Origin of the sequence: Pseudomonas sp. WS 5010 (assembly GCF_012985565.1) — a bacterium.
In the GTDB taxonomy this organism is placed as follows: domain Bacteria; phylum Pseudomonadota; class Gammaproteobacteria; order Pseudomonadales; family Pseudomonadaceae; genus Aquipseudomonas.
The window spans coordinates 999,420-1,013,558 of the sequence record NZ_JAAQWQ010000001.1 but is presented as its reverse complement, the minus strand read 5'-3'; the positions used below and the strand labels follow the sequence as shown (position 1 = coordinate 1,013,558).

13 protein-coding genes are annotated in these 14,139 nt (G+C 63.5%); 2 read left to right on the top strand and 11 right to left on the bottom strand.

Features of this window, described 5'->3' with window-relative positions; genetic code table 11:
- Positions 1–178: 178 nt before the first annotated feature.
- The 5 genes from HBO11_RS04815 to HBO11_RS04795 form a co-directional block, all read right to left on the bottom strand.
- A complete protein-coding gene (locus tag HBO11_RS04815) occupies positions 179–3,277 on the bottom strand; it encodes an error-prone DNA polymerase (protein WP_346266870.1) in 3,099 nt (1,032 codons plus the stop codon).
- The gene (locus tag HBO11_RS04810) at positions 3,253–4,668 is read right to left on the bottom strand and encodes a DNA polymerase Y family protein (RefSeq protein ID WP_169956957.1); all 1,416 of its coding nucleotides are present in this window, start codon (positions 4,666–4,668) and stop codon (positions 3,253–3,255) included. The genes HBO11_RS04815 and HBO11_RS04810 overlap by 25 nt, the downstream gene beginning before the upstream one ends.
- Positions 4,669–4,675: 7 nt before the next feature.
- The gene (gene imuA / locus HBO11_RS04805; protein ID WP_169956956.1) at positions 4,676–5,287 is read right to left on the bottom strand and encodes a translesion DNA synthesis-associated protein ImuA; all 612 of its coding nucleotides are present in this window, start codon (positions 5,285–5,287) and stop codon (positions 4,676–4,678) included.
- Complete coding sequence (lexA, locus tag HBO11_RS04800) at positions 5,287–5,904, bottom strand: transcriptional repressor LexA (RefSeq protein WP_169956955.1); 618 nt, start codon at positions 5,902–5,904, stop codon at positions 5,287–5,289. Before lexA ends, imuA begins: the two co-directional genes overlap by 1 nt.
- A gap of 79 nt (positions 5,905–5,983) precedes the next feature.
- Positions 5,984–6,952 carry a Gfo/Idh/MocA family oxidoreductase gene (locus tag HBO11_RS04795; RefSeq protein WP_169956954.1) on the bottom strand — a complete coding sequence of 323 codons (969 nt, stop codon included), beginning with the start codon at positions 6,950–6,952 and terminating at the stop codon, positions 5,984–5,986.
- Between the two features lie 141 nt (positions 6,953–7,093).
- On the opposite strand from HBO11_RS04795, the gene HBO11_RS04790 reads away from it, so the two are divergent.
- Positions 7,094–7,456, top strand: a complete 363-nt coding sequence (locus HBO11_RS04790; RefSeq protein WP_169956953.1) for an NUDIX hydrolase — start codon at positions 7,094–7,096, stop codon at positions 7,454–7,456.
- A 3-nt stretch (positions 7,457–7,459) separates the two neighbouring features.
- Here the strand turns inward: HBO11_RS04790 and HBO11_RS04785 are convergent, their stop codons facing one another.
- Both HBO11_RS04785 and HBO11_RS04780 read right to left on the bottom strand, forming a co-directional pair.
- Positions 7,460–7,708, bottom strand: coding sequence for a DUF1652 domain-containing protein (locus tag HBO11_RS04785; protein ID WP_169956952.1), 249 nt, complete (start codon positions 7,706–7,708; stop codon positions 7,460–7,462).
- 462 nt (positions 7,709–8,170) lie between these two features.
- Positions 8,171–8,500, bottom strand: a complete 330-nt coding sequence (locus tag HBO11_RS04780; protein ID WP_169956951.1) for a hypothetical protein — start codon at positions 8,498–8,500, stop codon at positions 8,171–8,173.
- A gap of 168 nt (positions 8,501–8,668) precedes the next feature.
- On the opposite strand from HBO11_RS04780, the gene HBO11_RS04775 reads away from it, so the two are divergent.
- On the top strand, positions 8,669–9,214 hold the full coding sequence (locus tag HBO11_RS04775) for a hypothetical protein (RefSeq protein WP_169956950.1): 546 nt from the start codon (positions 8,669–8,671) through the stop codon (positions 9,212–9,214).
- Positions 9,215–9,271: 57 nt separating this feature from the next.
- Here the strand turns inward: HBO11_RS04775 and HBO11_RS04770 are convergent, their stop codons facing one another.
- The 4 genes from HBO11_RS04770 to HBO11_RS04755 all read right to left on the bottom strand — a co-directional run bounded on the left by HBO11_RS04770 (position 9,272) and on the right by HBO11_RS04755 (position 14,096).
- Positions 9,272–9,910, bottom strand: a complete 639-nt coding sequence (locus tag HBO11_RS04770) for a hypothetical protein (protein ID WP_169956949.1) — start codon at positions 9,908–9,910, stop codon at positions 9,272–9,274.
- Between the two features lie 119 nt (positions 9,911–10,029).
- Positions 10,030–12,507 carry a TonB-dependent siderophore receptor gene (locus HBO11_RS04765; RefSeq protein WP_169956948.1) on the bottom strand — a complete coding sequence of 826 codons (2,478 nt, stop codon included), beginning with the start codon at positions 12,505–12,507 and terminating at the stop codon, positions 10,030–10,032.
- Positions 12,508–12,609: 102 nt separating this feature from the next.
- A complete protein-coding gene (locus tag HBO11_RS04760; protein ID WP_169956947.1) occupies positions 12,610–13,554 on the bottom strand; it encodes a FecR family protein in 945 nt (314 codons plus the stop codon).
- Positions 13,554–14,096, bottom strand: a complete 543-nt coding sequence (locus HBO11_RS04755; protein ID WP_169956975.1) for a sigma-70 family RNA polymerase sigma factor — start codon at positions 14,094–14,096, stop codon at positions 13,554–13,556. Before HBO11_RS04755 ends, HBO11_RS04760 begins: the two co-directional genes overlap by 1 nt.
- Positions 14,097–14,139 lie beyond the last annotated feature (43 nt).

The following is a 14,139-nucleotide window of genomic DNA, read 5'->3' as shown; positions in this document are numbered from 1 at the left end:
GACGCGATGGTTTCACTGCATCTGCGAACCATTGCAGGAGCAAGCTTGCCGGCGATGGTCGTTAACCATGGCGTGGGCCCTAGGTGTTCTTGCTGGCAAGCCTGCACCCACAGAGGATAGCGCTCCGCGCGCAGGCTCTGCCCGTTACACCACGATGGCCGCAGGAAGGTTGCCCCCCTCAGCGGAAATCCCGGCTACGCACGCTGATCCCCGCCAACAGCGGCGTCAGGTCGCTCAAGCGGCCAGCGATCAAATGGCGCACTTCGCCTACCGCTTCCCAGCGCCCATCCACCTTGAGCAGCCGTGAGCCCACCAGCACCTGGCGCTGACGCTCGGCCAGGTCGCGCCAGACCACCACGTTGATGTTGCCAAACTCATCTTCCAGGGTCACGAAGGTCACGCCGCTGGCGGTGCCCGGTCGCTGGCGCCCGGTGACCAGGCCGGCAACGCTGACATTGCGCCCATGCTCCACCGCCTGTAGCTCCTGGGAACTGCGACAGCGCCGTGCGCGCAGTTGATCACGCAGCAGCGCCAAGGGATGGGGCCCCAGGGTGGTGCCCACGCTGGCATAGTCGGCGTACAGGTCTTCGCCGACGCTGGGGGCCGGCAGTTGCACCGCCTCTTCCTGCGGGCTCGACACCCCGGCAAACAAGCCCAGCTGTTTTTCCACCCCGGCCACGTCCCAGCGCGCCCGATGCCGGTGCCCGGCCAACTGGCGCAAGGCCCCGGCATCTGCCAGTAGTTCCTGGGCCCGGCTGTCCAGTTGGGCGCGTTCACCCAGGTCGGCGATAGTCGCAAACCTGGCGCCCTGGCGAGCTTTTTCGATACGCCGGCCCTCTTCTTCGCGAAAGCCGCTGATCATGCGCAACCCCATGCGAATCGCCGGTTGCTGGCCGTCGATGGGTTCCAGGCTGCAATCCCAGTCACTGGCGGTCACGTCCACCGGGCGAATCTGCAAGTGATGGCGGCGTGCGTCCTGCAGGATCTGGTCCGGGCTATAGAAACCCATGGGCCAGCTGTTGATCAGGGCACAGGCGAATGCCGCCGGTTCATGGCATTTGAGCCAGCAACTGGCATAGGTCAGCAAGGCGAAACTGGCCGCGTGGGACTCCGGAAAACCGTAGCTGCCAAAGCCCTTGATCTGCTCGAACACCTGGGCGGCGAAGGCCTCGCTGTAGCCGTTTTTGAGCATGCCGGTGCGCAGCCGCTGGCGATGGGGCTCCAGGCCGCCATGGCGCTTCCAGGCCGCCATCGAGCGGCGCAACTGGTCTGCTTCGCCAGGGGTGTAGTGCGCCGCGACAATGGCGATCTGCATCACTTGTTCCTGGAACAGCGGGATACCCAGGGTGCGTTTGAGTACCGCCTCCAGCTCGGGCGACGGATAGGTCGTAGGCTCTTCCTTGTTCCGCCGCCGCAGATATGGATGCACCATGCCGCCCTGGATCGGCCCGGGGCGTACGATGGCCACCTCGATCACCAGGTCATAGAACGTCTTGGGCCTGAGCCGGGGCAGCATGGACATCTGCGCCCGCGATTCGATCTGGAACACGCCTATCGTGTCGGCGCGGCTGATCATTGCGTAGGTTGCCGCATCGTCCGGGGGCACTGTCGCCAGCGTCAGGTCGCGATGGCGATGGCGGCGCAGCAGGTCGAAGCAGCGGCGGATCGCGCTGAGCATACCGAGGGCGAGGATATCCACCTTGAGTAGGCCCACCGCGTCCAGGTCGTCCTTGTCCCACTGGATGATGGTGCGCTCGGCCATGGCGGCGTTTTCCACCGGCACCAGGGTGTCCAGCGGCTGCTCGGAAATCACGAAGCCGCCGGGGTGCTGGGACAGATGGCGCGGAAAGCCGATCAGTTGTTGGGTCAGGCCCAACACCCGCCGCAACACCGGGCTGTCCGGGTCGAAGCCACCCTCGCGCAAGCGTTCCAGGGGCGGCGCCTCATCGCTCCAGCGCCCACAGCAATCGGCCAGCGCGTTGACCTGATCCGGTGGCAGGCCCAGGGCCTTGGCCACATCCCGCACTGCGCCGGCACCGTGGTAGCTGCTGACCACCGCGGTCAAGGCCGCACGACGCCGGCCATAGCGCTGGAACACGTATTGCAGCACCTCTTCGCGGCGTTCGTGCTCGAAGTCCACGTCGATGTCCGGTGGCTCGTTGCGTTCGCGGGACAGGAAGCGTTCGAACAGCATGTTCATCCGCCCCGGGTCGATCTCGGTGATGCCTAGGGCAAAGCACACTGCCGAGTTGGCCGCCGAGCCACGGCCCTGGCAGAGGATCGAACGGCTGCGGGCGAAGCGCACGATGTCGTGCACCGTCAAAAAGTAGCTTTCGTAGCCCAGTTCGCTGATCAACTGCAGTTCATTATCGATCTGCTCCAGGGTCTTGGCTGGCGCGCCCTCGGGCCAGCGATGGGCGATGCCCTCTTCGGTCAAGGCACGCAGCCAGGATTGTGGGCTCTGCCCTTGCGGCACCAACTCCCTGGGGTATTGATAGCGCAACTGGCTCAGGTCGAAAGTGCAACGGCTAGCAATGTGCAGCGACTCCGCGAGCAAGTGCGCCGGGTACAGCGCGCGCAGGGCCTCCAGGCTGCGCAGGTGTCGCTCGCCATTGGGGTGCAGGCGCTGGCCGGCCTGCGCCACCGGCAGGTGGTGGCGGATGGCGGTCATGGTGTCTTGCAAGGCGCGCCGGCTGCGCACATGCATATGCACATCGCCACAGGCCACGGCCGGCAGGTGCAGGCTGGCGGCCAGTTGCAGGCGCTGCGCCAGGCGGCGGGCATCGTCCTGGGCGCAATGCAGCTCTACCGCCAGCCATAGCCGCCCGCTGAAGGCCTCGCACAGCCACTGGCCGTCGGCAGGCGTATCGCCCTCCTCGGCCAGCCACAGCACCAGCAACCCCGGCAGCGGGTCGGCAAAGTCTTCGCGCAACAGGCGGTACTGGCCTTTTTCGGCACGGCGCCGGGCCAGGGTGATCAACCGGCACAGGTGCTGATAGCCCTGCAGGTTCTCCACCAGCAGCACCAGTTTCGGGCCGTTTTCCAGGCGCACCTCACTGCCGACGATCAACCCCAGCCCGACCTCCTTGGCCGCCTGCCAGGCGCGCACGATGCCGGCCAGGGTGCATTCATCGGTGATTGCCAGGGCCTGATACCCCTGCTGTTTGGCGCGCTCGAACAACTCGCGGGCACTGGACGCGCCACGCTGGAAGCTGAAGTTCGACAGGCAATGCAGTTCGGCGTAGCCCTCCATCATGCAAACCAGCCTTGCAGCCACAACCCGGCGCTGTCGCCCACGGTGCGATAGGCCCAGCCTTGCTGCCCGGCGCGGGTGCGCACCAGGTAGTAATCGCGGCGGATATCGGCGCCATCCCACCAACCGGATTCGATACGCTCCGGGCCCAGCAGGATCTGGATGCCCTGCTCGGCCAGCAAGGTCGGTTCGTTGAGCAGCCAGCCAGGGCGTTGCACCGGGCTCAAGGCTGGGCAGGCGCGGCTGTCGGCGCCCGGCAGCCAGGCGCACTCGGGGCGATGGTCAGCATTAAAGCGCAGGCCCTGCACCGCCTCATCCCCCAGGCGCGCCCGCAGACGTTCGCGCAATTGCACCCACGGTAGGGTTTGCTGCGGGCGCTCGTCGAACAGGTCCTGGCGCTGTGGCACAAACACCGGCAGGTCCTCGGCCAGCAGGCGCAGGCCACGCACCGGTGCGGCCACTTGCACCTGCTCCAGGCGGCCACGGGCCAGTTCAAACAGCATCGAGGGTTCGCGCTCGGCACTCAGCAGGCCCACCGTGATCACGCTGTCTGGCGCCTCGGCATGCTCCAGGTGCAGGGCAAAACGCTGCACGCCACTGTCGCGGCCACAGAGGAACGCGGCGAGGTCGCCAGTCAGGCGCCGCAAGGGAAACAGCAACGCCTGGTGGGACTGCACATCGAAATTCAATTCGATGCGCAGGTCAAACCGATCCGGCGGCTGATAAAAATCCAGGCCCAGCGGCCGCAGCCCGGTCAAGGCATCCAGGTGCTTGAGCAACCCGGCGTCGAAGCGCCTGGCCAAGGTATGCCGGGGCAACGCCTGGACCTGGGCCAGGGTCCGCAGGCCCATGCGCGACAAGGCCGTGGCGGCTTGCGGGTCGATGCCGACGCGATCGATCGGCATCGGCCCAAGGGCTTGCTGGAGCGCCTCGGCATCGGCCACCGCCAGGCCATCGTAGGCATTGGCCAACACCCGCGCGGCGGCCGGGTTGGGGGCGGCGACGATACGGTGGCGAAAGCCCAGGTCGCTCAGTTCCTCGCGCAAGCGTGCTTCCAGCAGCGGCCACGGCCCGAACAGGCCCAGGCTCGATTCGATTTCAAACAGCAAGGCCCGTGGATAGAACACGCTGACCTGGGAACTGAAACGGTAGGCCCAGGCCGCGAGCAGTTGTTGGCAGCGCTCGATATCCACCGGGTCGTATTCGACGCAGGCAAAGGCCTTGGTCAGGGCATGGGCCGCCGTCAGGGATAGGCCGGGGCGCAGGCCCAAGGCACGCGCGGCGCCATTGACGGTTTGCAGCACCCGGCGTTGCGGCGGGCCGGCCAACAACGCCAAGGGTTGCTCGGGCTCGGGACGTCGACGCAAGACCCCGTCCAACGCCAATTGCGGGAAGACAATACACACCCAGCGCATATCAACCTCAGTGCCCGCTGGCCAGGGCAATGGGTGCGGGATGGGCCAGGCCACCGCGGCACTTGAGCACCCGCACCTGGCTCGGCTCGACGGCCAGACGCAGGGCGGCCGGTGACGGGTTGATCGCCTCGCCCATGGCCCGCCAGGCAAACGCCAGGGTCTGGCCGGTCTCGGCGGCCACCTGCAAGCGGCGCAAGGCCCGGTCATCGGCCTTGCGTGGCCAGCACAGCACCGCGCCGCAACTGCCGGAGCGCAGGCACTGCTCGGCCGCCCACAAGGCATCGCGCTCATCGGCCTGGATCACCGAGAGCTGGCGCAGGTCCACCCCGGCGTTCTGCCAGGCGTGGGGGTATGGGGTATACGGCGGCGCCACCAGCACAATGCGCTCGCCGGCCGCCGACAGCCGCGCCAGGGTCGGCCAGACCAGTTGCAACTCGCCCACGCCCTGCTGGGCCACGAGGATTTCACTCAAGGCCGCCGCCGGCCAGCCACCGCTGGGCAACACCGCATCCAGGGCCGCCAGCCCGGTGGGATACACACTGGCCGGCGGCGCGGCCGGCCGCCCCTTCCACACCCGCCCGCCATTGAACAGCGAGTCCAGTGCAACCACGGCGCCCATCACCCTTGCCTCACCAGGCCACAGAACACGCCTTCGATGGCCAGGTCCTGGTCGGCACGGACCACGATAGGTTGATAGGCCGGGTTGCGCGGCAACAGGCGCACGCTGTGGCCCATCCGCTCGAAGCGCTTGATGGTGACCTCGCCGTCCAGGCGCGCGACCACGATCTGCCCGTTCAGCGCCTCGGCACTGCGGCGCACGCCCACCAGGTCGCCATCGAGGATGCCGTCTTCGATCATCGAGTCACCCTGGACCCGCAGCAGATAATCCGGGACCCGGGCAAAGGTCGCCGGGTCCAGCATCAGCCGCGCATGCACTTCGGCGTCGGCGCCGATGGGCAGGCCGGCGGCCACGCGGCCCAGCACCGGGACCTCCAGCCATTGCGGGCGCGCCGGTTGATTGAGCAGGCGAATACCCCGGGCCTGGTTCGGGTTGACCTCGATAAACCCGGCCTCGGTCAGCGCCAGCACGTGTTTGCGCGCCACACTGCGCGAAGCAAAACCGAAGGCCTCGGCGATCTCGGCGAGGCTGGGGGACTGACCTTGCTGCGCGATACGTTCGCGGATGAAGTTCAGGATGGCGGAGCGGCGGGGAGTGAGAGTCGTCATGGAGTACATTTGTACTCCTGTGGGAAATTTCTGACAATAGCCGCCAGTCAGACAAACACCTTGGCGGCTCCGACAAGGGTAGGCGGGGTCAGGGCTTGCGCTGCAACACCCGATCCATGATGCGGTCGGTCTTCAAGGCCTCGATCGCCAGTGCCGGGTGTACGCTCTCGCCACGGATATGCGCGTTCATGCCCAGCACGTGATGCCACTGGATATGGGGGTGATGGGCAATATGCAGGGTCTGGCTGACCTCGGCCTCAAGGTGCAACGGCTGCTCGTCGAACACTGCAAAGCTGATCCGCCCTTTGCTACCGATCAACTCGACCCGGTCTTCACGCCGGTCCGCCACAAAGTTCCAGCAGCCCATCCCCAGCGCGCCCGAGCTGAAGCTCCAGCAGGCGGTGACCGCATCTTCCGCCGCATAGCGCCCGGCCTGGCGCGCGGTATACCCCGTGACCTCGACGATATCCCCCGCCAGGTACTGGAACAGGTCGAAACCATGGCTGGCGAGGTCGGCAAAATAACCACCGCCGGCAATCGCCGGGTCGGTGCGCCAGTTGCTGGCGTTGGTGTCCGTGGGCGATGGCGGCTTGCACAACGTCCAGCTCAGGTGCCGCAACTCACCGATGCGCCCTTCTTGCAGCCAGGCACGGACCTGCTGGAAGCGCGGCAGGGAACGGCGGTAATAGGAAACAAACAGATGCAGCCCGGCCCGCTCGAAGGTGCGCTGCATCAACGCGCTCTGCTCGGCATTCAGCGACATCGGTTTTTCTACACAGCAATGCTTGCCCGCCGCTGCCACCAACAGGCTGTACTCCAGGTGGCTGTCGGGTGGCGTGGCGATGTACACCGCATCCACTTCGGGGTCATCGATCAGCGCCTGGGCATCCGTGTAAAAGCGGGCAATCCCGTGGCGTGCCGCATAATCGCGCACCGCTTCCTCGCGACGCCCCATCACGGCCACCAGGGCCGAGCCTGGCGCTTTGTAGAAAGCGGGTCCACTCTTGAGTTCAGTAACACTGCCACAACCGATCATGCCCCAGCGGATGGTGCTCATCAGACTTTCCTTCAGCGGTATTTTTTCAGTCGGGCAGTATCGGCGTTTTCCTGCGTGGTCTCCAGCCTCCCCCTATAAAGACCTAGCATGACAATTGCATTACACTTTTATGACAATCATCCAGCTGCGGGGGCACAGACGATGAAAATACGCGCAACGGTGATTTGCGAACACGAGGGGCACATTCTGTTCGTGCGCAAGGCCAGGTCGAAATGGGCATTGCCCGGGGGCAAGGTCGAGCGCGATGAGCGCCCGGTCGGCGCGGCCGAGCGGGAGTTGCAGGAGGAAACCGGGCTGAACGTGGATGGGTTGCTGTATCTACAGGAATTGAAAGCCAGTGACACGCTGCATCACGTGTTTGAAGCCTCGGTGGTGAACATCGACCAGGCCCGGCCCTGCAATGAAATCATCGATTGCCAGTGGCATGCCTACAGTGCGTTGGAGCAACTGGACGCCACCGACGCCACCAAGCGCATTGTGCGCTCGTTTCTGCGCCGGCTCTGACGCCTAGCCGAATGCCGCAAACCCACGGCGCCCGGCCTTGAGCTCGGTGCGCAGCTCGCCGATCAGGTTGGAGATGGCACGGATGCTATCCAGGCCCTGGGGCGACACGCCGGTCAACAGCAGGTCGACGCGACCGGACTCCGGTTCAAAGACACGGATGGTCAAGAAACCCTGGGGGTTGACGCTACAGTCGCACGCCAGCGGGACGAAACCGGACGCCATGATGCGGCTCAACTCAACGATCGGAATCATCCTGGGCACCCTTGCTCGCACATGACGCGATGGACGTGATCCATGCAGGGTAGATCAGGTTGTGCAACGCGTGTAGGCAATCCTACGAAAGTGTTAGCTACCCCACACTTTTCCCCGAAAGCGCCGGCGCAATGACGCCAGAAAAACCACGAACACTTATCTGCCAAGCAGGTATGAAGGTCAAATCCCGGGCAAAAAAAATCCCAAGTAGCTGATGGAAACTTGGGATTTAAAAATGCATAAACCGTGGGAGGTGAACGCCCGGTCATAATAACCACCGAGACAACCTGTAACAAGTTTATTATTAGCCTTTCGTCGGATTGAAACAGCGCTAAGTCATTCAATAACCACACATTTTTCATGGTTCGCGATATCTTTAGTGCCACTTTTTGGTGCAACTTCCAAACTTGCCGGGTTAAAACCCTAATAACTATCAGGTTAATAAACCAGTCTGCAGCGTGTCTATCTACGCGCCAGTTTGTAGCGCACGCACTCTTCATAAAAACTCGAACGCACCGCCGTCGGCTTGAGCCGCGAGGGGCTGTCATAAGTCTGCTCGGTGATGCCCATGGCCATCATGCGCATCCACGACTTGTCGAACTTGTACCGCTGAATCTTCTGCCGCGCCGCATACAACGAAACGCCAGCCAACTTCAGCTCCTGGGCCCTGGCCGCCGTACCCGCCCCCCAACTGCACATGTACCGATCCCCTTCACGCAGCGCCTTGCCCTGGGCTGCCGCCGCCCCGCTCGCCAGGGCCAAGGCAATCAGCGTGATTTTTACGTTGCGCATTGGCATCCACCTAACCAACTGAAAATAAAAGTGATTTTGGCGAAACATGCAGCAGATGGGGGCCAGCAAAATGCCTTCTTGGCGATCTCCCCTTCCCGCGCGGGTTGCCGCCCTACCAGCGGCTGACCATAATCGCGCCCCCCTACCCCCCTCACGCAAGGAAATGCCGTGAAGAAGTTTCTTATGTTGGCCCCACTGGTCTTACTGCTGCTGCAAGGTTGCGGCGTGACCATGACGCAATACGAGCCCAATTTCGACAACGTCCAGCGCCTCAAGCAGACGCCAGCGCTGCAACCCATCAGCCAGGCCAAGGTTACTGCCGCCTCGGGCCAGGGTTCGTTGATGGTCCGGGCCAATCCGATCAGCTCGCCCACCGGCAGTATCCCGGCCCATGTGCAGGCGGCGCTTACCCAGGAACTGTCCCTGGCCGGCCTGCTGAATCAAAGCGCGCCGCGGCGCCTTGACGTACTGCTGGTGAAGAACGAGCTGACAGCTGGCGTGGGTTCCGGCCACGGCACACTGGCCGCGCGCTTTACCTTGCTCAAGGATGACGCCGTGGTGTACGACGCCACCAAGGAAGTGACCAGCGTATGGTCCAGTTCATTCTTCGGCCCCATTGCGATTCCGAATGCGGCGAATGCCTATAACCCGCTGGTGCGTGACTTGCTCAAGGCCTTGTACAGCGACCCGCTGTTCATTCAGGCACTCAAGTAAAAACCCGGGTAAAAAAAAGGGAGCCGGTCAGCCGGCTCCCTTTTTTTGCGGCCAAAATCAGGCCCGCGGCACACCGGCATCCAGTGCCGAGTACTTCAGGTTATTGCTCTCGACCATCTGTTTGAGCAGCGCATTGACCTGGCGCGTGAAGGTATCGGTCACCGCTTCTTTTGGCGTGTAGGCCATCATCGGGATAAACCAGATACCCAACCAGGTGTTGATCGCATCGTGGTTGCTGCCTTTGCTCAGCGCCTGGCCCTGTGGGTCCAGGGCCTCCAGGCTCATGGTGTACTGGTCGGTACCCAGCGCCGGGATAATGGTGAAGGTGAAGCCGCTGATAAACGCCAATGCCATCTGACCGCCACCTGGCGGATGGTTGTAGACCTTCAGGCGCAGGCTGTAGTCGCCCGGCTGCTTCTGGAACTCATCCAGGGTCACGCGGCCGAACAGGCCGGAATCGGTGAGGATCTTTTGCAGTTGCGGACGCAGCATGTCCCGCGCCTGGGGGACTTCGGCAGCGGCAGCGTTGGTCGGTTCGCCCTGATAGAAATCAAAGTCGACATAGACGTTCGGCTTGTTGGCGAAGCTCGCCTTCGATGGCAGGGTGACTGGCGCGACTTCGTCCTTGGTGAAGCTGGCGCAGCCACTCACTGCCAACATCATCAGGGCCAACCCCAGCATTTTTCCAATGTGCATTACGACTTCCTTAGTTGATGGAGCGTCTCCATGGCCGGAGGTGCTGGGGGCGGATAATAGAGAGTCAACGGCCCGGGTAAAAGGCCGCCGTAGGAAAAATCCTCACTCGTTATCGGCATTTACCACTGATACGTCGCACTGGCCTGCACCGTGCGTTGCGAGCCGTACCAGCACCACGAGTACGAATAGCAGGACGCCACGTACTCTTTGTCCGCCAGGTTGGTGGCGTTCAGCGCCAGGCGCAGGTTGTCGCCCAGGGTGTTGATGTGCGGGATGTCGTAGTGCACCGACGCATCGAACAAGGTGTAGCCGGGAACCTTCAAGGTGTTGGCCGTATCGCCCCAGGACGAGCCGACATAACGCGCACCCGCGCCGACGCCGAAGCCCTTGAGGTTGCCGTCATGCAGGGTGTAGTCGGCCCACACCGAAGCGGTGTGGCGCGGCACAGCGTAGGTGGTGGTGCCCTGGGTCGACACGGCCGGGCCTACGCCGATGTCGGTGATCGGCGCGTAGCGCACGGTGCTGTTGGATTTGCTGATGCGGTTATCGAGGTAGGCATAGGCCGCCGTGATATCCAGGTTGTCGTTGAGGCTGGCCTTGCCTTCGAGTTCAAAGCCACGGGAGCGCACTTCACCGTCCTGGACCTGGCAGCGACCGTTGCCACACAGGTGGGTGGGATCCGGATCCATGGTCGGCACGTTGTTCTGGCGCAGGTCAAAGATGGCGGCGGTGATAAAGCTGTTGCTGCCTGGCGGCTGGTACTTGATGCCGATTTCGTACTGCTTGCCTTCGGTGGGCTTGAACACCGAACCGCCGTAGCCGGTACCGGTTTGCGGCGAGAAGGATTCGGAATAGCTGGCGTAAGGCGCCAGGCCGTTATCAAAGAGGTAAACCACGCCCAGGCGGCCGGTGAAGGCTTTGCTGTCCAGGGAGGATTTGGTTTTCTTGCCGTCGGTCAAGCTCAACGAGCTGTTATCCGTGCTGGCCCAGTCATAACGACCGCCCATCAACAGTACCCATTTATCCCACTTCGCCTGCTCCTGCAGGTACACACCGGTCTGCTCGCTACGCTGGGTCGCGTCGCTGGAAAATGCCGGGGTGGTCACCGGCGCACCGTACACCGGGTCGAAAATATCCAGGTCCGGTCCCTTGCCGTAACCGGCCTTGGTATCGACGCTGGTGTTCTGGTAATCAAGCCCCATCAACAGCGTGTGCTGCACCGGGCCGGTGTCGAACTTGCCCTGCAACTGGTTATCCAGGTTGTAGGCGTCCATGTCGACATCGGTGGCGATGGTCGAGCGGTTCAAGGTGCGGTAATCGGCCTGCAGGTTGCTGCTGTAGATACTGCGGTAGATCCCTTCGCTGCGCATATAGCGGGCGTTCTGGCGCACGGTCCAGACGTCGTCGAGGTGATGCTCGAAGGCATAGCCGATGGAGTAATGCTCGCGGTCACTCTTCTCGAAGTTTTTCTCGCCATCGTAGAAGTCGACATCGATCTTGCGCCCCAGCGGGCTGTGCAACACCGAGCCCCAGGCCGGCATCGAGCCGTAGGAAGCACCCTTGGGATCCTTCTGAAAATGCCCCAGCAGGGTCAGCGAGGTGTCCTCGTTCGGGCGCCAGGTGAAGGCCGAGGACAGCGATTGACGGCGGGTCTCGGTGTGCTCCACCTGCCCGTCGGCATCGTCGAACAATCCGGCGACGCGGTAGGAATACACCCCTTGCTCATCCAGCGGGCCGCTGAGATCGAAGGTGGTGCGCTTTTTGTCGAAGGTGCCGTACTCCACGCCGACTTCATGGAACGGCGTATCCAACGGGCGCTTGGTGACCATATTGATCACGCCACTGGGGCTGCCCTGGCCGTACAACACCGAGGCTGGGCCGCGCAGGACCTCCACGCGCTCCAGGTCGAAGGCATCCTTTTGCGGCGAGGCATCGCGGCTCGATGCCACGCGCAGGCCGTCGAGGTAAGTCACCGGCGAGAAGCCGCGAATGGTCAACTGGTCCAGGCGCGAGGCGGTGGCGCCACGGGTTTCCGGAACAACCGCGGCGCTGTAGCGCAGGATCTGGTTGAGGCTCTCGGCATTCTGCGCACGCATCTGGTCTTTGGTGACCACCGAGATCGATTGCGGGGTCTCGATCAGCGCGGTGTCGGTCTTGGTGCCCGACAGGCTGCGCGTGGCCACATAACCGGACACCGGGCCGACGGGGCTTTCACTTTGAGCAGCGCCGCTGATGGTGGTGGCCTGCAATTCCACCGAGCCATCCGCCTGGGGAATCGGCTCGATGCGATAGCGCTGGGCAGACAGCGCCTGGGCACGCAAACCGCTGCCCGCCAGCAACTGGGCGAGTGCCGCGTCGCTGCTCAAATGCCCGTTCAAACCGTTGCTGCGCTTGCCACGGGTCAAGACCGGATCAAAGGCCAGGACCAGCCCGGCCTGTTCGGCAAAGCCGTTGAGGGCCTGGCTCAGGTCACCGGCAGGGATCGAGAAATGGCTGCTTTCATCAGCCCATGCGGTGTGAATGGTCAGGGGCACAGCGGCAAAAGCCATCGCCACTGACAGCGCCAGCGGGTGCAACGGACGAGCAAAGCGTGACATGAGAGGTCCTGGAAAAGAGGGTTCTATATTCCATGACGGCCATGTCGGGAAATCGGGTATGAATGAGACCGGTTTTTATTTGAACGGGTGTCTTCAGGCAGATCAGAGGGGCTTGATCACCACCAGCAGGTCGGTGAAATACTCCACCTTGATCGGCAGGTTATCCGCCAGGGTCGCCAGCGCCGCGTCGCTGTCATCGAGCTTGAACACCCCCGACACACGCATCCCGTGCAACGCCTGGGCATCAAACCGCATCACCCCATGGCGATAGCTGGCCAGGGTTTGCAGGACTTCGCTCAACGGCCGGTCATCCACCGTGAGCAAGCCCCGGGTCCAGGCTGCCGGGTCGCTGCTGCCGACCGCTTGCACTGGCTGGGCGTGCCCCTGCCTGAGAATCGCGCGCTGGCCTGCCGTCACCTTCACGGCCTCGCTGTCAGTGCCTTTGGCGGCCACCGCTGACTCGATCACCGTGACCACGGTCGAGCCATCCACCGCACGCTGCACCAGGAAACGCGTGCCCAACGCGGTCGCCGTGCCCTGATCGGTGCGCACCACGAACGGCCGTTGCGCATCCTTGGCCACCTCGACCCACATCTCGCCCTTGAGCAATTCGATCACACGCTGTTGGCCGTCGAACTTCACGTCCAACGCCGAGTTGCTGTTGAGCTGCACCTGGCTGCCATCGGCCAAGACCACCTGACTGCGCTCGCCGACGCCGGTGCGTTGGTCGGCCATCCACAGCGGCAGTTGCTCGACGCTCGCCCAGCCGGCCACCAACACGCCCAACAACGCCAGGGCTTGCCCGCCGCGCACGGCGTACCCGGCTTTGCGTGGGATGAAGGCTTGATTCAACGCCAGGCGTGCAGGTGCAGCAGGCAGTTCATCGAGGCTGCCCCACAACGCCCCCATGCGCTCGAAGGCCACCCGATGGCGTGGATCGGCCGCACACCAGGCTTCAAATGCCTGGCGGTCGGCGGCGCTGACGTCCTCGTCATTGAGCAACGCCAGCCAGCGCGCCGCTTCACTGACAATCTGTTCGGCGGGCATCAGAGCGGGTCCGCGCCATAAAGGGTCTGGTAGCAATGCACCAGCGCGCTGGAGATGTAGTTTTTCACCGTGCTGGACGAGACCTGGAGCTGGGCAGCGATTTCACTGTAGGTCAGCCCATCCAGGCGACTGAGCAGGAACGCCTCGCGGGCCTTGTCCGGCAGGCCGGCGAGCATCAGCGCAATGCGTTCCAGGGCCTGCAACGCCACGTGAATGGTCGCAGGGTCAGGCATGCCGGCGTCTTCGTACTGGATGGCCAGGGCTTGCATATAGGCTTTCTCGATCTTGCGCCGCCGCGCACCGTCAATCAGCAAGCGCCCGGCAGTGGTCGCGAGAAATGCCCGAGGCTCCTGAATGTTGTGGGGCTCGGCCAGCAGCAACACCCGCACGAATGCATCCTGGGCCAGGTCCGCCGCATGCTGCGAACAGCCGAGCTTCTTGCGCAGCCATCCCTGGAGCCAGGAATGGTGGTCGCTGTAGAGCGCGGTGAGTGTCTGCTGGCGGCGGGCTGTATCACAATCGGCCACGGGAAAGTCATGCATGCGCAAAAATTTCTCAAACAAGAAAGATTACCAATCGCGCAAA